The organism is Methylosinus sp. C49, from assembly GCF_009936375.1.
In the GTDB taxonomy this organism is placed as follows: Bacteria; Pseudomonadota; Alphaproteobacteria; order Rhizobiales; family Beijerinckiaceae; genus Methylosinus.
Map to the genome: position 1 here is coordinate 2,175,989 of NZ_AP022332.1, position 19,012 is coordinate 2,195,000.

Consider the following 19,012-nt stretch of genomic DNA (forward strand, 5'->3'; position numbering starts at 1 on the left):
ATCATGCGGCAAGGGCGGCTGCGCCGTCGCCGAGGCGGAAATCCATCGTCGCCGGCTCCGGCAGGCTGCGCCAGGGCGCGCATTCATAGCCGCGTGCGGCGAGGCCATCCGCGTGGGTCGATGTCATCTCGACGACGAGGCGCGTCGTGTGATTGAGCACGGGCGGAACGGCCCAGGCGAAGGGCGCCGCGTCGGCGGATGTCTCGCGCATCAGCGCGCGGCGGGCTTCGTTATTCTCCGGCCCCATGCGGCCGCGCCAGCCGGGACGCGGGTGCTGCCAATCATTGGCGACGATGACCGGGCCGCGCAGCACATTGGCCTCGCGCTCGGTCCGCTCGATCAGCGCGATCTCATGCGACGCGGTTCCCGTCAGCGTGAACAGAACCGGCCGCGCCAGCGGCTCGCGCGCGAGCAGAGCGACGGCCTCCTCGAATGTCGCGCAAGTCTCGAAAGCGTAGCGCAGGAGATGGTCCGGCGGCCAGCCGGTCTCATATTTCAGCGCATTGGCGAGATTGAGCACGAAATCATATGGAAAGGCGACGACGCCATCGATGCGGCGGCGCATCGGCGCCTGATTGATCACGGCGGAGAAGCGGCCGGGCGCCATGGCCGTCAGCACGCCGATCGCCCCCGGCCAGGTCACATTGTAGAAGCCGCCCGCCGGACCGGCGGCCCAGGCGATCTCGACGCCGCGGCCGAGGCCGCGAAACGGCCAGTCGAGCGAGCGCCGAATCGTCGGCGCGCCGCTGTGCGCGACAAAGGCCTGGGTGGTGCAGGCGAAGAGATAGGACATGTTGAGCGTCGCCGCGCCGTGAAATCCCAATATTTCCGCGATGCGCTCCAAATCCTCGAAATAGCGGGAGGCGGATTTCTGCAGCCAGGATCGCGCCAGCCGATCGAGCGGCGCGAGGCAGACGTGACCCCAGCGCGGCATGGGCGCGAGACAGGCGTCGCGCAGCGCCTCGGCCGCCGCGATCCGCGCCGTCGCATGGGCGATCGGCCCGCCGTCTCTCACGTCCAGGAAAGGAATTTGCCGCACCGACGCTCCTCCACTTGTCATCTGAACGATATAAATCACACATGTAAGTGTCATAATACAGTCAGAAAGCAACCGGCGTATATGGCTGCCGAGATCGGGCGGCGAAGTGATTCGCGCCATGGCGGGCGTCGAGTGCATGTTGCGTTGCAATGGCGCGCTTTCCGGCGGAACGCCGAGACAAAAATAACGAAGCGGCGCGCCGCGAGCGTCGCTGTTGTTCCGGGGAGGAAACCCAATGTCCCGTCCGCGCGTTCTCGAAGCAATGGCGGCGCTGCAGGAGCGTGCGCCGATCTTGCGCGCCGCTCGCACGCTCGATCTATTCGCCGGCGACGCCGATCGCTTTTTGAGATTCTCGGTGGCGCTCGACGATTTTCTGTTCGACTTCTCGAAACATCGAATCGACGACGAGACCTTGCGTCTGCTCGTCGATCTCGCCCGCGCCGCCGATCTCGACGGCGCGCGCGCGGCGCTGTTTTCCGGCGAGCCCGTCAATCTCACCGAGGGCCGCGCGAGCGCCCATTGGGCGTTGCGCGATCTCTCGGATCGCCCGCTCATCGTCGGCGGCGAGAATGTGCGCGGCGCGGTCGAGGCAGAGCGCGAGAAAGTCTACGCCTTTGCGCGCGCGCTGCGTTCGGGCGAGTTGCGCGGCGCCGGCGGCGCGCCGTTCAGCGATATCGTCAATATCGGCATAGGCGGCTCTGATCTCGGCCCGGCGATGGCGGCGCGCGCGCTCGCGCCCTTCGGCAAAGACGGCCCGCGCCCGCATTTCGTCTCCAATGTCGACGGCGCCGATATGGCGGACACGCTCGCCAGTCTCGATCCGGCGCGCACATTGTTCATCGTCTCCTCCAAGACATTCACCACGCAGGAGACCATGGCCAACGCCACGCTGGCGCGCGCTTTCATCGTGGGGCGCCTCGGAGAGGCGGCGGTGGCCGCGCATTTCGCCGCCGTGTCGACGCGGCTCGACAAGGTCGCCCAATTCGGCGTCGATCCTTCCCGCGTCTTCGGCTTTTGGGATTGGGTCGGCGGCCGCTATTCCATCTGGTCGGCCATCGGCCTCTCGCTCGTCATCGCCATCGGCCCGGAGAATTTCACCGAATTTCTGCGCGGCGGCTTCGACATGGACGAGCATTTTCGCTGCGCGCCGCCGGAGCGCAATATTCCGACGCTGATGGGGCTGATCGGCGTGTTTCATCGCGACGTCGAGGGCAGGGCGGCGCAGGCGATCATTCCCTATGACCAACGTCTCGCGCGCTTTCCCGCCTATCTGCAGCAGCTCGACATGGAGTCGAACGGCAAATCGGTGACGCGTGACGGCGGCGTCGCGGAATTCGCGACCGGGCCGATCGTCTTCGGCGAGCCGGGGACTAATGGTCAGCATGCTTTCTTCCAGCTGTTGCATCAGGGAACCGACGTCACGCCGATCGATTTCCTCATCGCCGCCGAGCCCATCGACGCCGACGTGCATCATCACGCGCTGCTCTTTTCCAATTGCCTCGCGCAGAGCGAGGCCTTCATGCGCGGGCGCACGCTCGCCGAGGCGAAGGCGCAGCTCGCCGCCACAGGGCTCGACGCCGCGCGCGTAGAGGCGCTGGCGCCGCACAAGGTCTTCACCGGCGATCGGCCGAGCAGCGTGCTGCTCTATCGTCGGCTCGATCCGCGCACGCTGGGGCGCCTCGTCGCTCTCTATGAGCACAAGGTTTTCGTGCAATCGGTGATTTGGGACATCAACCCCTTCGATCAATGGGGCGTCGAGCTCGGCAAGGAGCTGGCCAATCGTCTGGCGCCGATCGTGGAGGACAAGGATGCGCCGCTCGCGGGGCTCGACGGCTCGACGGCGGGGCTCATCCGCTGGCGGCGGCGGGAAGCCTGACTTTCCGTTCGCCGCTCGCGCCACGGGCGCCGCGGCGCGTGGCCCTCGCTAGGCGCGGCGATCGACCGGCTGGAACGGGCAGGCGTGCGCGCATTTGCGCGCGCAGGAGATGGCGGTGGCGCTGGTCACGATGGATGCGCCGATCGCGTCTTCGGACAATTCGACATCCGGCGGCGGCGCCTCGATCGCCGTCGTGATCGCCAGCGCGCGCGCTTTCACGAATCGGCCGGACGGACGACGCACGAAAATGCGCGAGAGATCGTTTGGATCGTAGCGCGCCTCGAGGCGCTTGCGTCCGGCGGCGAAATCATCGGCGATCGCGCGCGACCAATAGAGGCGGCCGTGCAGGCGCAGTCCGTCCTCGTCCAGCACGCCTTCGTCGTCGGGCAGCAGCGACAGGCGGAAGCTCACGCAATCGAGCGGCAGGCGCAGCAGATCGTCGCGCATATGCTTGCGCCATAGCGTCAGCGGCGCGCAGCCGAGATCGCGATGCTTGCGGCAATGATAGACGCCGGCGATCTCCGCGCCGATCCAGCTGTCGAGCTCGCGCAGCGTGAGACGTTGCGCATGCGGCCCGACATACGGGTCGCGCTCGCCGCGCTCCATGGGGCCGACCTCGGTGAGGAGCGGAACGCAGCCCAAGCGGCCGCCCATCAGCTCCTGTATGTGCGCGCCATAGCGCGCGCTCGCCGGCTCGCTCCAGACCGTCTCTACGCCGATCTCGCGACAGGCGCGCACGAAGGCGCGGCGGCCGAAGAAGCTGTTGGAGTCGACATGGATCGCCTCGGGCAGTCCGGCGACGGGCCAATCGAAATCGACGCCGCGTTCCTTCAGCCAGCGCGTCTTGTCGCAGACGGAGTGGAGGATGGCGAGGCTCGCCGACAGCCGCGTCGGCGGCGTCAGCGCGAGATGAAACCCGGTCGTCATCCGCGTGAGCGCGTCGACGCCGAGCGTGATCCAGGGCCGGCCGAGCTCGCGGCCGGAGTCTTCGTCGACGATCATCACGTCGACTTTCGCGTGATCGATCTGCACGGCCTCCAGCGGCCGCGTGGCCTCTGATCTCTTCCGCACCTTGCTCGCCGCCGCTTTCGTTCTACTCGGTCTCGCTACGCCGCCGCGCCCGCGTCTGAATGTCGATATCGTGCACGCGGGCCTTGATCGTGCGCCAATTGGGCGCCGGCAGCCGCTCCTTCAGGCAGCGCTTGGCGATCTCGCGCACCAGCTGGCTGAACTTGGGCCGCGACGGCTGCAGGTAGAAGCTCTCGATCGTGTCGCGAATGAGAGTCTCGCGCGCCGAATCGAGCACGCGCGCGCCTTTGGGGCGCCCGACCGGACGCGTCATCGGCGCGGTGACGGCGCCGCAACTGCGGAAGGTCTTGATCATGCGATAGGCGGTGGCGCGGGAAACGCCGAGATCGCTGGTCAGCTTGCGAATGACCTCCTGCGACAGGCGCTCGCCCTCACGCGTGAGAACCTCGCGAATGACCTCCTCGCGATGACGATTCTCATCCGGGCGCCGGCTGCGTCTCTCGCGTCCAATCGACGTCTCGAGCTTGCGTTCGGGCGCCGTGGCCAGGCGGGGATGGTCGGGATCGAGAACATTTCCGCTCATTTCCAGGCGTTCCTCGTGCAGACTGAACCACTCGCAGCGCGCGCGCCGATCCTATCGCCGCACGGCGCTGCAAGGTGGCTTTTTTCTCATGATTTCAAAACCGAAGACAATGTTCGATTTTGAACAGTCCCCCGCGCCTGTGGAGTTTCTCGGCGGGGCTCGCGCGAGCAATGCCGGTCCTCCGCGCGAAGGCGCGGGCGAGAAAGCCCTAGTAAACCATGTGTTTCGTTGATGTTTCACGGAATTGGAATAGTTCAAAATAGCAAGAATGGCGGCGGAAAATCGAATAGAACTAGTCTTGCTACATAATGTCGCAGCGTAGACTCTCGCCGATTCAGTGGAATGCGTATCCGTACGTAGTCGATGAGGCGCGTGGCCAAGGCCATGGCGGAGCCCGCCGTCCGCCTGCGGCGCTTTCGATCGAATCGCTTTTACGGAGCGCGCGCTGCGCCGAAGGCCCGGAAGCGGAACATCTCCCATCGATAGGGTCCGTCGCGGTCGCAGACGACCGCGCCAGTCGGAATTGCGGATAGATATTTGGCTCTGTGGCGAATGGCGAATTCGTCACTCTCATTGTGAATGAGCTCGAAGCTCACGCTCTCTCGCAGCCCTTTGCTCGCAAAGACGAGCGATCCATTCTCCGTCACGGAAAGCGGGAATCTCGTTCCGCCGATGGTCGCGAGCAGCGCGACCTCCGCGCCGTGATATTCGGCCTCGACCAGAAACTCCCATGGCGCGAGCGGCCCGGCCTTGTGAATCGCTCTGTTCTCGGAGACGTCATAGACCAGCGCCGAGCCATGGCTCGTCGCTATGGCGATGCGCGCGCCGGTCACGCCGGCGAGATAGGCGCCGATCAGCAGCTGCTCCGCAGGGGCGGGGATCAGCGACGCGAATTCTTCAAAGAAGGCGATGGCGCGCGGGGCGCCGTCCGTCTCGGCGATATGGCTGATGAGCTGCGGGAAATAACGCCAATTCTCGCGCAGCAGATCGCGATTGTCGGAGCCCGCGAGATAGGCGGCGGCGAGGCGCGGGAAGCGGCGCATCGCAAATTGCAGAATGCGGCTCCGCCAGCGCCAATGGCTCTTGCGAATCTGACGCGCGATTCTGCGCAGCTCCGCCATGTCGCGCGTCAGCGCGCCGTCGATGAGCGCGCGCAGATTGGCGGCGCCGGCGAAAACCGTGGTCACATGATGATCGACCCTCGGCACCTTGATGAAATGCGTGTCGGGATAGTTCTCCACGATCTTGCGGCAATGAAAATCATCGATGGCGTTGTAGGAGTCGGCGAATATGAACACATCGCCGGCGACGTCCGCGGAGCGGATCGACATGCCGCGCATGGCGGGAAGGAAATCCTGCTGCCAACCGGGATCTCTGCCGTCGCATTCCTCGCGATCGATCGACCATTGCGGGCACATTGCGATGACATGCGTCACGGCGAGAAGACGCGAGAATTTCACCGCGCCATAGCCGCCCATGGAGCCGCCATAGGCGACGCGCGTCTCATAGTCCGCGATCGTCTCCAAAATGATCTGCGACGCTCTGCGGAGATTTTCGGACGGATACCAATTGGCGCGCTTGGCCATCACGCCGATCGCCGAAATCCCCGATTTCCGCAAAGGCGTATCGGCGAAAAAACGATGGTCCTGGGCCGGCGTGATCGCATCGCCGAAGGTGATCAAGACGATTTTCGAATCGGCGGGAGCCCAGATGACGCGTATCTCATCGTCGTCATAGAGAATCGTCGTCGTCGTCAAAATCTGATCCATCCCGCCGCCCATGGTTTCGAGCCGCGGCGGATATAGACCAATTCGCTCGGCGCGAAAACCTCCCGCCGTTTCGGCGCAGGCGGATTTTCCCTGCCTGCGCCGACCTTTGCATGCGGGGAGCGCGTTGCGCGCAGGATCAGAGATTGAGCGCTCTGTTCACCGTCGGAATGAAGATCGCGAATACGAAGACCGTGACGAGGATCCACAGCACGACCCATTTGAGTTCTTCGACCTTGTGCAGCATTCGAGCTTCTCCTCCCGTTTTTTGAAAATTGGTCCACGCCGCTCTCTGAGGCGGCGCACGCCTTGTTTTTGCGGCAAGATGCGAGGACTCACAATAAGCATATATAGGCGGCACAATGTCGCAGTGCTTAATAATACGGGATAATCTCATATTTTGTAATTTGTATCAGTCAAAAGTGCAGCGTAAAAATCAACATTATCTGCCTATGTCTCACTTTTTATAATATAAAAATATCAGCATATCGTGCTATATGAGTATTAACTGCAGTATATGCAGCATAATGCCGCATATGTATTCTTTATGATCAATTGACAAGCGCTGAGAGCGGCATGGTAGGTTCCGACATGCAAAGAGCTTTCGGGCTCTGCTGCAAAGAGGCGCGACGCCGCTGGGAATGCAGTCGCGGCCGCGCCCGCACGGGGAGACGAAACGTCATTCGGAACGGCGGGAGACCGTTTTCGAGCCGATGACTTCTTGAAGAGGAGGAACCCGACAATGAGTTTGACAACGGAGAAAGCGGCCGGATCCGTCCGAGCCGCGGAGAGCGACACCATCGTCAATTACTGGCCTGCCTATTGGACGATGATCTGTCTCTTCGTGTTCTATGTGACGATCCGCATCTATGAGCAGTATTTCGGCTGGAAGGCGGGTCTCGATTCTTTCGCGCCCGAGTTTCAGACCTATTGGCTGAACCTCATGTGGACGGAGCTGCCGCTCGAATTCATCGCCTTCTGCGGCATCGGCGGCTATCTCTGGAAAACGCGCGACCGCAACATCGACGCTGTCACGCCGCGCGAGGAGATGCGCCGTCTGCTGACGCTGATCGGCTGGCTCGCGATCTATGCATTCACCGTCTATTGGGGCGCTTCCTACTTCACCGAGCAGGACGGCACCTGGCATCAGACGGTCATTCGCGACACCGACTTCACGCCGAGCCATATTCTGGAGTTCTACCTCAGCTATCCGATCTACATCATCGCCGGCTGGGGCGCCTTCATGTATGCGCGCACGCGCATTCCGCAATTCGCGAAGAAGATCTCGCTGCCTTTCCTGCTGTTCTTCGCCGGTCCGTTCATGATCTTCCCGAACATCGGCCTCAACGAGTGGGGTCACACCTTCTGGTTCATGGAAGAGCTGTTCACGGCGCCGCTGCATTGGGGCTTCGTGTTCTTCGGCTGGTTCGCGCTCGCCGTCTTCGGCACCGCCTGCCAGGTGCTCGATCGCGTGATCGAGCTCTCCAAGGAATATGAGCAGGACGCGCTCTCTCTCTGATCCTTCGCGCTCTCGCGCATTCTCCTCCTCCCAAAAGCGGCCGCGCCTCGCGCGCGGTCGCGGCGGAGGCGGAGCAAGCAAAAGAAATATCCGGCGCAGATGCGCCGGGGAGGCGACAATCTCAAGGAGCAAGAACGAAATGTCCATTTCCACAGAGGCCGGCGCTCCAGCCGGCAAGGCATGGAAATCGAAGGAGGAGTTTCTCGGCTGCGTGATGCTGACCGACTGGATTCTCCTCGTCGTCCTATTCGCCGTGGTGCTCGGATCCTTCCACATCCACTATATGCTGCTGGCCGGCGACTGGGACTTCTGGATCGACTTCAAGGACCGCCGCATGTGGCCGACGGTGGCGCCCATCGTCGCAATGTGCTTCGCCGCCGCGGTGCAATCCTTCCTATGGCAGAAATTCCGTCTGCCGATCGGCGCGACGGTCGCGTGCCTCGCGCTGCTCACCGGCGAATGGATCAATCGCTACGACAACTTCTGGGGCTGGACCTTCTTCCCGATCAATCTGGTCTTCCCCTCGGCGCTCATCCCCATGGGCTTCTGGCTCGATGTGGTGCTGATGATGTCGGGCAGCTGGCTGGTGACGGCGCTGGTCGGCTCCATGGGCTGGGGCCTCTTGTTCTATCCGATCAACTGGCCGGTGCTGGCGCAATATCACCAGTCCGCCGAGATCGACGGCGTGCTGCTGACGCTCGCCGATCTCATCGGCTTCAACTATGTCCGCACGGGCACGCCCGAATATATCCGCATGGTCGAGCGCGGCACGCTGCGCACCTTCGGCAAGGACGTCGTTCCGGTCGCGGCCTTCTTCTCCTCCTTCATTTCCATGCTGATCTACTTCCTGTGGTGGAAGATCGGCACTTGGTTCACCAACACCAAATACATCGAGGTCGACGACATTTGATCCGCAAATATTCGCGAGCGCGAGGCGGACCAGCGGCCCGCTTCGCCCAGATTTGGCGAGAAATCCAAGAGGCCCGTCGCGAATGACGGCGCGGCCGAGAAACAAGGATAAGGGAGACCGATCGAAATGATGAACAAGCTCCTCGCGACACTGGCGGGATGCGTGAGGCCGGGGGCGCTGCGCGCCTTGGCCTTCGGCCTCGCCGCGGCGATCGCCGCCACCACTCTGCCGGCGGCGACGCCCGCGTCGGCGCATGGCGAACGCTCGCAGCAGGCCTTTCTGCGCATGCGCACGCTCAATTGGTACGATGTGAAATGGTCGAAGACCGAGGTCAATGTCAACGAAGAGATGGTGCTCTCCGGCAAGGTTCACGTCTTCTCCGGCTGGCCGCAGGCGGTCGCCAAGCCGGACGTGGCCTTTCTGAACGTCGGCGAGCCCGGCCCGGTGCTCATCCGCAAGGGCGCCTATGTCGGCGACGTGCCGGCGCCGCGCTCCTTCTCGCTGCAGGTCGGCAAGGACTATGAGTATAAGCTCGTGCTCAAAGCCCGCCGGCAGGGGCGCTTCCACGTCCATGTGCAGATGAACGTCGAAGGCGGCGGTCCCATCGTCGGCCCCGGCGAGTGGATCACCATCAAGGGCGACATGGCGAATTTCACCAATCCGGTGACTTTGCTCGACGGCTCGACCATCGATCTCGAGACCTATGGCATCACCTGGACCTACATCTACCACTTCGCCTGGATGGCGGCGGCGGCGGTCTGGATCCTCTACTGGTTCATGACCAAGGGCCTCATCGTGCGCTATTGGTGGGTGAAGGCCGGCAAGGCCAATGACCTCATCACCACCCGCGAGAAGCGCATCGGCGGCCTGTGGCTGGCGGCCACCTTGATGGCGGTCCTGTTCGGCTACGCCTGGGCCAATAGCGCCTTCCCGCGCACTCTGCCGATGCAGGCGGGCCTGCTCAAGGGCATCGATCCGATCGCTCTGCCGCCGGCCACTGTCACGGCGCAGTTCAAGGGCGGCTCCTATACGGTGCCGGGCCGCGAGCTGTCGGTGAAGCTGCGCATCACCAATAGCGGAACCGAGCCGGTGAAGATCGGCGAGTTCACCACCGCGGGCCTGCGCTTCCTCAACCCCGCAGTGTTCACGGTGAAGCCGCAATTCCCCGAATATCTGCTCGCCGATCGCGGCCTCGCGGTCAGCGACGAGACGCCCATCGCCCCCGGCGAGACGCGCGATGTGACGGTCATCGTTCAGGACGCCCGCTTCGACATAGAGCGCCTGTCGGACCTCGCCTATGACACCGACAGCCAGTTCGGCGGCCTGCTGTTCTTCTTCAGCCCGTCGGGCAATCGCGTCGGCGTCGAGATCGGCGGCCCGGTGATCCCGCGCTTCGCGGCCGGAGCCACGCTCTGAGCCGTAACGAGCTTCACGCGGTTCTCTTCACTCTTCTCCGCGTGTTGGTGTGAAACTTCCTCCCCCGCCCGGTTCGTCCGGGCGGCTTTTTTTTTGGGCGCGGCGGGGGCGGGCATAGCGCTTGCGTGCGGAGAGCGCATCCCGGCCTCCGCCGGGACAGCGAGCGTTTTGCGGGATCGCCATGCACGAGCAGGCCGGGGACGTCCGCGCCGTTCCGGCGCAAATGTTGGAGCGCGGCTTTCGGCTGCTCGTGCTGCGGGAATTTCGCGCGGCCGATCAGCCGCCGGCTCTGGCCTTGATCCAGCAGAGCATTTTGCGCGATGTGCATCGCGTTCATCGCCATGGCGTCTCTTTCGGCTGCACCTTCCTGCCGCAGATCATGCAATGGCTGATCGATCTGCTCGGCCGTCCCTCGCTGCATCCGCCGGATTATCCGGCGAGCCCCGCCTTTCGCAACCCGGCTTGGCCGTCCTTTCATTGGCGCCAGGAGAGCCGGCTGTGGGAGGAGGGCGTCGAGACAGTGGAGTGGCATGTCGATGTGATCTTCGCCGATTCCGCGTCTTTCAACGCTTTCGCGGCGCGCTGGCGCGACCGTCTGACGGAAGGCGCGCCGGGCGAGGCCGCAGATGCGTCGAAGGCCACGCTCTGACGCGCGCCCTCGGCTTTCGGACGCGGACGCATGCTGCTAGGAACAAATTCAGCCCGCGCGGGCGCGCCCCGGCGCCTCGCGGCGGCGGGGAGGGAAGGGCGGTTCGGGACGCTCCGGCCCCTTCGGCCGGTGCGCGAGGAAATCATCCGGGTCCAGAGCGTCCCGAAAGCGGTTGTCGTTCTCGTCGACATCCGGAGGCTTGGTCGAACCCGCGAATCCTGGGATTTCTCGATCAAGACGCGATCGAGTCCGACGGCCTTGGATCACGGAGCGGTTCTTTTTTCTCCCTATGGACGGGAGAAGAACGCCGTCCGGCGACGCGCTGCCTGTCCATGGACGGGGGTCGCCATCCCGGATGGAGCCGCCCCCCGCCCGCGCTCCCTGACCCGAGAAACGCGCCCTTCATGGGCGGAGGTGGGAGGGATATAGGAATATTTTCAGTATGTGTCAAGGGACGCTGTTCGGGGGGGCGGGGTTTTGGTTATGAGTTATAGTGAGTATTCGCGGAAGCTGGGCGACTTTGGACCGAAGCGACGCTCGACTTTTGCGCGTATCTTTTGCATGATCCAACCCATTGAAAATTTGGGTGTGCGGCGACCGTGCAAAAGTCTTGATTTGTGCATTTCGCAGAACATCTGCATAATGGCCTCCACTCGGTTGCGCGCTTGACGACGCATGTTGAAGGCTATAACTTTTCAGCTTGAAACAGGCCTGATGGAGGCTTTTCAAAGTCTATTTTCTGGACAAACGGCGAAATCCGAGGAATAGATGACGGATCATACGAAGAACCTCTCCGACCAGCAAATCATCGGCCTCGTCACGGGAGCCGCCATTGCGGCGACAGTCCCCGTTTGCGCTCTGATGAAAGCCCTTATTTAAAATAAGGCGGTCGACAAAAAGCTCCTCAAGGCTTGCCTCGAAGAAGAAACGAAGCTTGATGAGTTTCCTGCGCACCTGAAGGCGATGCTTCAACCAATTTGGGAGCCCCTGATTCAATGCTGCGGAGATTCAGGTGAATCAGATGAATAGTATTGAATCGAAAACTGGCTCAGAGTTCGATGCTATTTGGGCGGTACGGGCAAGCGCGGAACTTCTGGCGTTAAATAGAATAATTTCGCTTGCTATCATTCCAGTTTGTTTTATAGGCTTTTTAAACATCCAAGATTTGATGAGCGGTAGAGTGCCTCCGGTCGGGCCGAGTGCGGTTGTTGTTGTGGGATTTTTTGTCGTATACGCGCTTAGCGTTCGGATTCTTGGCAGAAGAACTGTATATGTCGGTATTCAGCGCGGAATATGCGTTTGCTATTGTAAGATATTAGGCGGAAATCATATGGTGACGAAATACACTAGTGATTTTATCGAATATAGCAGAATTAAAAAAGTCAAGCTTCTGAATGTGCTCGGCAAAAATATAATAGTATTTGAGCAAGATCATGATTCGAAGCCTGTCCGGCTGTCGGCTGATGGTGCGCCGTTTGGATCTGTCAGGCAGTATCGCAATCTAACGATTGCACTCAACTCCGCAGGTATTTGGTCTGGATCTTCGAAATCAGCCGATAGCGCGGAAGAAAATTTAGTCTCCAGGTTCATTGAAAAAACTTCTGAAAACATTAGTATATTTAAGTTCGTATATTCTAGTGTTTGGATTAGCGGCGGCATATTTTGTGACGAGCAGGCGACGAAATTTGTTATCGCGCGTATTTTGCGTTCTGACAGCCGTCGGTATGGTCAGTAAATCTTTAGCTAAAGACGAACCGTGATGCGGAGGCTTAATTATGGCAAATTGGGCGGAAGTTGCGGGTCTTGGTGGGCGTGGGACAACGGCAGGCGCGGGAAAGTCCGCGTCAACGAAAGAGTTTCATGATGGAAAACTCTCGGTTCGCTCCACGGTCCCCGTCGCACGATCGGCCAACGCTTTTGATCGGCCAAGGCGACGGGATTCTTTCATGCGGGCTCCGCATCGAACGCGAGAAGCCGAAACCCACGCCGTTCTTAAGCTCGGTTCTGCAAACGGCGTAGCGTTTAAATGCACACATGGAACTCGGAAGGCCCGCTTCTTGGTGGGCTTTCGAACGAACGGAAATCGTTGCACTCCTGCGTCGAACGTCGTCAGGGGGTCTCGCGCTGAAGACGCCCTCATCATGGCTCGAGAACTTTACCATCGGGAAAAGGTAGTTGTTGACACCCCGTTAACGACGATCAACAATAATTTGTCCCTCTAAAAGCACAGCCCTTCACCGGCAAATTTTTGCTGAAAGGAGGGTTCTGTGTCAACCGCCGAAGACATAACCTCGCTTTTGCAGGCTCTCGGGCCTGTTCTTGCCGGGGCCGCAGGTGTTATCGGGGCTATAGCCTATCTCATTCATGGGCGAACCACCGACAATCAAAAGAAAAACTAAGCTGAAAGGCCGAGCAGGGCGCGTCCCCCGCCGCAAAGGCGCGGGGGACACTCTCCGCGCTGATTGTCCTCGCGGCGCGCCTTACTCGTCCTCACGCCCGGCCATGACGCTGGAACGACGTCTGCCCCTCAGCCCGAATTCGGAACCCTAAGCCGGCGGCTCGCGACCTCCCGCGCTATCGCCCGCCCGCGGCATTTGTGACGCGGCGGCGCGCGTTGTATATGCCGATGCCGCGCGGGCCATGGGAAACGGCGCCGCGGCCGGAGATCGAGCCAGATTGCACACCGACGCCGAACATTCCCCCTCGCCGCTCAGCGCCCTGCGCGCGAGCGGGCTCTCGGGACGCTGCCGCCCGCCCGGCGATAAATCCGTCTCGCATCGCTCGCTGATCCTCGGGACGCTGGCTGTGGGCGAGACGCGCGTCGAGGGGCTGCTCGAGGGCGATGACGTCCTGCGCACCGGCGAGGCCTGCCGCAAGCTCGGCGCGCGCATCGAGCGGCTCGGGCCGGGCAGTTGGAGCGTGCGCGGGCCGGGCCTCGGCTCGCTGCTGGAGCCGCGCGAGACGCTGGATTTCGGCAATGCCGGCACTGGCTCGCGGCTGATGATGGGCGTCGTCGTCGGCCATCCGATCAAAGCGCGCTTCGATGGCGACGCCTCGCTGCGCAAGCGGCCCATGCGCCGCATTCTCGATCCGCTGGTCCTGCAGGGCGCCCGCGTGCTGGAGCAGGCGGAGGGCGGGCGCTGCCCCATTCTTCTGCAGGGAACCGCCGAGCCTCTGCCGATCGAATACAAGACCCCGGTCGCCTCGGCGCAGATCAAATCCGCCGTGCTGCTGGCCGGGCTCAATTCGCCGGGCCGCACTGTGGTCATAGAGAGCGAGGCCTCGCGCGACCATACGGAAAAAATGCTCATCCATTTCGGCGCCCGCGTCGTCAGCGAGCCTTATGGCGAGCATGGGCGCAAGGTGACGCTGGAGGGAAGGCCCGAGCTGCGGCCGAGCCTAGTGCGCGTGCCGGCCGATCCGTCCTCCGCGGCCTTCCCCATTGTCGCGGCGCTGATCGCCGAGGGCTCGGAGATCGTCGTCGAAGGGGTGATGACCAATCCGCTGCGCTGCGGGCTCCTCACCACGCTCGCCGAGATGGGCGGAAAAATCGCGCTCGAAAACGTCCGAGAGGAGGGCGGCGAGGAGGTCGCCGATATTCGCGTCGCCGCCTCGCGCCTCACCGGCGTGGATGTGCCGGCGGCGCGCGCGCCGTCGATGATCGACGAATATCCGATCCTCGCCGTGGCCGCCGCTTTCGCCGAGGGCGAGACGCGCATGCGCGGGCTCTCCGAGCTGCGGGTGAAGGAGTCCGATCGTCTCGAGGCGATCGCCGCGGGGCTGAAGGCCAATGGCGTCGATTGCGAGATCACCGGCGACGATCTCATCGTGCGCGGCGGGGCGGGCCGCGTGAAAGGCGGGGGAAATGTCGAGACGCATCTCGACCATCGCATCGCGATGAGCTTTCTCGTCATGGGGCTCGGCGCCGACGCGCCTGCGGTGGTGGACGACGATCGCATGATCGCCACGAGCTTTCCGAATTTTCGCGCCCTGATGGAAGGGCTGGGGGCTCGCTTTGCCTGAACGGGGACTTGTCATCGCCATAGACGGGCCGGCGGCCTCGGGGAAGGGCACGCTGGCGCGCCGGCTCGCGGCGCATTTCGGCCTGCCGCATCTCGACACCGGCCTGCTCTATCGCGCCACCGCCTGCGCGCTGCTCGACGATGGACGCGCGCTCGACGATATTCGCGCCGCTGTGGAGGCGGCGCGCGGCCTCGCGCTCTGCGATTTCGACGAGGCGCGGCTGCGCTCGCGCGAATTGGGGGAGGCGTCCTCCGTCGTCGCCGCCATTCCGCAAGTCCGCGCGGCGCTCATCGAGGCGCAGCGCAGCTTCGCCTCGCGCTCGGAGGGCGCGGTGCTGGACGGGCGCGACATAGGCACGGTGATCTGCCCCGACGCCGCGGTGAAGATTTTCGTCACCGCCAGCGCCGAGAAGCGCGCGCAGCGTCGCGCGCTGGAGCTGGCCTCGCGCGGCGAGCGCGTCGATTATGCGCATATTCTCGAGGATATACGCCGGCGCGACGAGCGTGACAGCGGCCGCAGCTCGGCGCCGCTGAAAATCGCCGATGACGCCACGCGGCTCGACACCACCGATCTCGACATAGAGGCGGCCTTCGCCGCCGCGCGGGATATTGTGCTGGAGAAGGCCGAGCTCGCCGGAAAGGTCGGCTGAGCGAGGCGGCGCGAATGAGCGAGGATTCGAGAAAAGTCTTTCGCTTCGCGCCGTCGCCCAATGGCTATCTCCATCTCGGCCACGCCTATTCGGCGCTGCTCGATTTCGATCTCGCGCAGCACGAGGGCGGCCGATTTCTCTTGCGCTTGGAGGATATCGACCAGGGGCGGGCGCGGCCGGAATTCGAGGCCGCGATCTATGAGGATTTCGCCTGGCTCGGCCTGTCCTGGGAGCAGCCGGTCCGCCGCCAATCCGAGCATTTGGACGATTACGCCGCGGCGCTCGCAAAGCTCGACGCGCTCGGCCTGCTCTACCCTTGCGTGTGCTCGCGCGCCGATATCGCCGGCGCGAGCGGCGCGCGCGATCTCGACGGCGCGCCGTTCTATCCCGGAACCTGCCGCGGCAAGAGGCTCGCGCGCGCCGGCGCCAATCTGCGGCTCGATATGGCGAGAGCGGCGGAGCTGGTCGGCGGCGAGGTCTCGTGGCGCGAGCATGGGAAGGAGATCGTCGCCGCGCCGCAGGAGTGGGGCGACATCGTGCTGGCGCGCAAGGACATTGGAACGAGCTATCACATCGCCGTCGCCGTCGACGACGCCTTGCAGGGCGTGACCGATGTGGTGCGGGGCAGGGACCTCTATGAGGCGACCCGCATCCATCGGCTGCTGCAGGAATTGCTCGGCCTGCCGGCGCCGGCCTACCGCCATCACGCGCTGGTGCTGGACGAGGACGGCCGCAAGCTCGCCAAGAGCCGGCTCTCCAAGCCGCTGCGGGAATTGCGGGCCGAGGGCGCGACGCCGGCCGATGTGCGGGCGATGGTCGGGCTGCCGTGAGGCGGAGGCTCAGCCCTCGTCGCGCGGCCCTTTGTCGGAGAGCAGCGCCGCGACCCAGCGGCTCGACGGGAATTGATCGCAGAGCGTCAGAAAGGCGATGGCGATCGGCACGCCGATGAAGGCGCCAGGCAGGCCCCAGAGAAAGGTCCATAGCAGGACGGAGAAGACGACGACCGTCGGCGACATGGCCAGCGCCGAGCCGGAGAAGGCCGGCTCCAGCCCGCTGCCGATGACGAGCTGAACAAACGCCAGCACGCCGAGCACGAGAAGCGCCATCTGGCCGGAATCGAATTGCGCATAGGCGAAGAGCGCGGGCAGCAGCGTCGCCACGGCCGGGCCGATATAGGGCAGATAATTCAAGGCGAAGGTCAGCACGCCCCAGGCCGCCGCGAGATCGAGGCCGATCGCCAGAGCGAAGAGGTAGACGACCGCGCCAGTGGCGAGGCTCGCGACCGTGCGCACCAGCATGTAGCGGCGCAGCTTTGTGGCGATGCGCGCGCCCGCCTGCAGCAGCGAGCGCGCGGTCGCCTCGCTGCGGGAGGCGGCGAGCTTCTTTTCGAAGCCGCCGGCCTCGGCGAGGCCCATGATCACATAGATCAGCACCACCAGCGCGAAGCCGACGAATATGTTGACGCGCGTCGCCGCCGCCCGCAGCAGCGCCAGCACCCAGGCGGCGTTGAAATGCTCGGTCATCAGCGAGGCGACGAAAATATCATGCGCCTCCAGCCATTTCGTCGCATTCTCGAAGGACGCTTTCACGCGCTCGATATTGCGGATGAACCAGTCGACGATCTCGCCGCCGCTCCAGACGATCAGCGAGGACAGTGCGATCATGACGCCGAGCGCGATGAGAATGCTGAAGGTGAGCGCCACCGGCCGCGGCGTCATCGTCTGCAGCCATTGCTGCAACGGCCAGATGAGCGCGATGATGAAGAGCGCGAAGACGACCGGCTCCAGCACGGATTGGCCGATCGAGAAGGCCGCCAGCATCACGAATGCGATGACGACGACCGCCGCCGTGTCGGCCGCTCGCTCTCCCATGTTCGCCCCGCTTTTTCGCTCGAGCGATGCGCTCGCGAGAAAAGGTAGAGCGCCGCCGTCTCGGGGAAACGCCTCGCGATTGTCGAAAGCGCGCCGAGCGCTAATTCCCTGCGAGCGTTTTCGGACGAATTGGAGAGATGGGATGTCGACCACAGAGGAAAGCAAGAACGAAAATTTCTCCCGCCGCGCTTTCGCCGCAGGCCTTCTGGCGGCGCTGGTCGCCGCGCCGCTCGCCGCCGTCGTCGGGCCGTCCGAAGCAAAGGCGCAGGAGCGGCAGTTCGTGCGCCCGTCCCATGCGCCGCGCGTGCAGCGTCCGCGCAGCCATGTGCGCGGTCCGGTGACGCATCGCAGCCTCTTCCGTCGGCGCGTCCGCGTTCCCGTGCGTTGACCCATTCGAGCGCGCATGTCCGCCTTCGGCGGCCATGCCTTCAAGGGCAGGGGATAAAGATGAACGACTATAGCGTCGCGCCGGAATTCGGAGAGCAGGCCGTCGCGGCGCGGGCCGGCGCCTGGCTGAAACGCAAGGCTCCCTATCTCATCGTGCTCGGCCTCGCCATATTCGGCGTCGCCTATACGAGCCTCGCCCAGCAGCCGCTCTATGGCTATTGGGAGTTTCTCGGCGTCGCCATCGGCGTCGCCTGCGTCGCCATAGGCTGGCGCCAGACGCCGGATCGCCAGGCGCGTTTTGTTCTCGCGCGCACGCAGGCGCTGCATTGGGCGGCGTTTCTCGTCGCCATGAATATCGTGCTCTGGCCGAGCGTGAACAGCTTCCTCAATGCGCCGGCGACCGGGCTCGCTCTGCTGCTGCTGCTGGCGCTCGGCACATTCGTCGCCGGAATTCAGGTGTCCTTCGACATAGCCGTGCTCGGCCTCGCCATGGCGGTCGCCGTGCCGGCCATCGCCTGGTTCAAGCAGTCGGCGCTGTTCTTGATCCTGGGGGTCATCGTGCTCGGCGCGCTCGCCGCCGCCTTTTGGCGACGCGGCGGCGAGGCTTCGGCGTGAGACCTCGGGGCTTTAACGCCCTTGCCGCGTGGCGACATGGGGATTGTTCGGCGCCTTGGCCATCAGCTGATCGATGCGGTCGCGCTCGCGCTTGAAGTCGGCGAGCAGCTTGCCGTCGAACTCGCGCGTGCGCGCCAGCTTGACGCGCATCGGGTCGACGAAATGGCCGTTGACCATGACCTCGTAATGGAGATGCGGGCCGGTCGAGAGGCCGGACGAGCCCAAAAATCCGACGATCTGGCCCTGCTTTATGCGCAGTCCCTCGCGAATGCCGCGCGCGAAGCCGGACATGTGATTATAGGCGGTCGAATAGCCATTGGCGTGCTGGATCTCCACGCGGCGGCCATAGCCGCTGTGCCAGCCGGCCTCCACCACCACGCCATTGCCGGCGGCCAGAATGGGCGTGCCGATGGGCGCCGCCCAATCGACGCCCGTGTGCATCTTGTAATAGCCGAGGATCGGATGGCGGCGCATGCCGAAGCCTGAGCGCGTCTCGCCCGCGGCGATCGGCTTGCGCACGAGGAATTTGCGGCTCGAGCGGCCGCTCTCGTCATAATAATCGACGAGGCCGTCGTCGGCCGTCTGATAGCGGTAATAGCGCAAGGTCTCGTTGCGCGTGGTGATGGAGGCGTAGAGCAGCGCCTCGCGTCCCGAGCCTTCCTCGTTCTCGTCATAGAGAA

Annotated in this window: 17 protein-coding genes (1 of these 17 only partly in view); 11 read left to right on the plus strand and 6 right to left on the minus strand. The window is 63.6% G+C overall.

The features are described 5' to 3' along the window. Position 1: 1 nt before the first annotated feature. The gene (locus tag GYH34_RS10450; RefSeq protein WP_174242394.1) at positions 2–1,039 is read right to left on the minus strand and encodes a hypothetical protein; all 1,038 of its coding nucleotides are present in this window, start codon (positions 1,037–1,039) and stop codon (positions 2–4) included. A gap of 235 nt (positions 1,040–1,274) precedes the next feature. Between GYH34_RS10450 and pgi the strand changes: the two genes are divergently transcribed. Continuing rightward, positions 1,275–2,915: a glucose-6-phosphate isomerase gene (gene pgi, locus GYH34_RS10455; protein ID WP_161913522.1), complete on the plus strand. Its 1,641-nt coding sequence runs from the start codon at positions 1,275–1,277 to the stop codon at positions 2,913–2,915. Between the two features lie 48 nt (positions 2,916–2,963). Here pgi and GYH34_RS10460 read toward each other — a convergent pair whose 3' ends face one another. The 3 genes from GYH34_RS10460 to GYH34_RS10470 all read right to left on the minus strand — a co-directional run bounded on the left by GYH34_RS10460 (position 2,964) and on the right by GYH34_RS10470 (position 6,296). Continuing rightward, on the minus strand, positions 2,964–3,986 hold the full coding sequence (locus GYH34_RS10460; RefSeq protein ID WP_161913523.1) for a Mu transposase C-terminal domain-containing protein: 1,023 nt from the start codon (positions 3,984–3,986) through the stop codon (positions 2,964–2,966). A gap of 22 nt (positions 3,987–4,008) precedes the next feature. Continuing rightward, entirely contained in the window at positions 4,009–4,527 is a 519-nt protein-coding gene (locus GYH34_RS10465; protein WP_161913524.1) for a transposase, read from the minus strand. Between the two features lie 431 nt (positions 4,528–4,958). Beyond that, the gene (locus GYH34_RS10470) at positions 4,959–6,296 is read right to left on the minus strand and encodes a hypothetical protein (RefSeq protein ID WP_161913525.1); all 1,338 of its coding nucleotides are present in this window, start codon (positions 6,294–6,296) and stop codon (positions 4,959–4,961) included. Positions 6,297–7,035: 739 nt separating this feature from the next. On the opposite strand from GYH34_RS10470, the gene amoC reads away from it, so the two are divergent. The 8 genes from amoC (at position 7,036) to gluQRS (ending at position 16,289) form a co-directional block, all read left to right on the plus strand. Next, the gene (gene amoC / locus GYH34_RS10475) at positions 7,036–7,812 is read left to right on the plus strand and encodes a bacterial ammonia monooxygenase, subunit AmoC (RefSeq protein ID WP_161913526.1); all 777 of its coding nucleotides are present in this window, start codon (positions 7,036–7,038) and stop codon (positions 7,810–7,812) included. Positions 7,813–7,951: 139 nt separating this feature from the next. Next, positions 7,952–8,722, plus strand: coding sequence for a bacterial ammonia monooxygenase, subunit AmoA (amoA, locus tag GYH34_RS10480; RefSeq protein WP_024879511.1), 771 nt, complete (start codon positions 7,952–7,954; stop codon positions 8,720–8,722). Between the two features lie 129 nt (positions 8,723–8,851). Further along, positions 8,852–10,138 (plus strand): bacterial ammonia monooxygenase, subunit AmoB, encoded by a 1,287-nt coding sequence (gene amoB / locus GYH34_RS10485; RefSeq protein WP_174242446.1) that lies wholly within the window; start codon positions 8,852–8,854, stop codon positions 10,136–10,138. 181 nt (positions 10,139–10,319) lie between these two features. Then, the gene (locus tag GYH34_RS10490) at positions 10,320–10,787 is read left to right on the plus strand and encodes a hypothetical protein (protein WP_244635042.1); all 468 of its coding nucleotides are present in this window, start codon (positions 10,320–10,322) and stop codon (positions 10,785–10,787) included. Between the two features lie 1,012 nt (positions 10,788–11,799). Further along, complete coding sequence (locus GYH34_RS10495) at positions 11,800–12,522, plus strand: hypothetical protein (RefSeq protein WP_161913527.1); 723 nt, start codon at positions 11,800–11,802, stop codon at positions 12,520–12,522. 905 nt (positions 12,523–13,427) lie between these two features. Next, positions 13,428–14,810, plus strand: a complete 1,383-nt coding sequence (gene aroA, locus GYH34_RS10500; protein ID WP_161913528.1) for a 3-phosphoshikimate 1-carboxyvinyltransferase — start codon at positions 13,428–13,430, stop codon at positions 14,808–14,810. Beyond that, complete coding sequence (cmk, locus tag GYH34_RS10505) at positions 14,803–15,459, plus strand: (d)CMP kinase (RefSeq protein ID WP_161913529.1); 657 nt, start codon at positions 14,803–14,805, stop codon at positions 15,457–15,459. Before aroA ends, cmk begins: the two co-directional genes overlap by 8 nt. A 14-nt stretch (positions 15,460–15,473) precedes the next feature. Then, the gene (gene gluQRS, locus GYH34_RS10510; protein ID WP_161913530.1) at positions 15,474–16,289 is read left to right on the plus strand and encodes a tRNA glutamyl-Q(34) synthetase GluQRS; all 816 of its coding nucleotides are present in this window, start codon (positions 15,474–15,476) and stop codon (positions 16,287–16,289) included. Positions 16,290–16,298: 9 nt separating this feature from the next. On the opposite strand, the gene GYH34_RS10515 is transcribed toward gluQRS, so the two are convergent. Further along, positions 16,299–17,330 carry an AI-2E family transporter gene (locus GYH34_RS10515; RefSeq protein ID WP_161913531.1) on the minus strand — a complete coding sequence of 344 codons (1,032 nt, stop codon included), beginning with the start codon at positions 17,328–17,330 and terminating at the stop codon, positions 16,299–16,301. A 142-nt stretch (positions 17,331–17,472) separates the two neighbouring features. On the opposite strand from GYH34_RS10515, the gene GYH34_RS10520 reads away from it, so the two are divergent. Both GYH34_RS10520 and GYH34_RS10525 read left to right on the plus strand, forming a co-directional pair. Next, the gene (locus GYH34_RS10520; protein ID WP_161913532.1) at positions 17,473–17,718 is read left to right on the plus strand and encodes a hypothetical protein; all 246 of its coding nucleotides are present in this window, start codon (positions 17,473–17,475) and stop codon (positions 17,716–17,718) included. A 59-nt stretch (positions 17,719–17,777) separates the two neighbouring features. Next, the gene (locus tag GYH34_RS10525; protein WP_161913533.1) at positions 17,778–18,332 is read left to right on the plus strand and encodes a hypothetical protein; all 555 of its coding nucleotides are present in this window, start codon (positions 17,778–17,780) and stop codon (positions 18,330–18,332) included. Between the two features lie 12 nt (positions 18,333–18,344). On the opposite strand, the gene GYH34_RS10530 is transcribed toward GYH34_RS10525, so the two are convergent. Continuing rightward, positions 18,345–19,012, minus strand: partial view of a M23 family metallopeptidase gene (locus tag GYH34_RS10530; RefSeq protein WP_161913534.1) — the end only. It continues 1,366 nt past the right edge of the window; 668 of the gene's 2,034 nt are visible here — the last part of the coding sequence; its start codon lies off the right edge, out of view — the gene reads right to left on this strand; its stop codon occupies positions 18,345–18,347.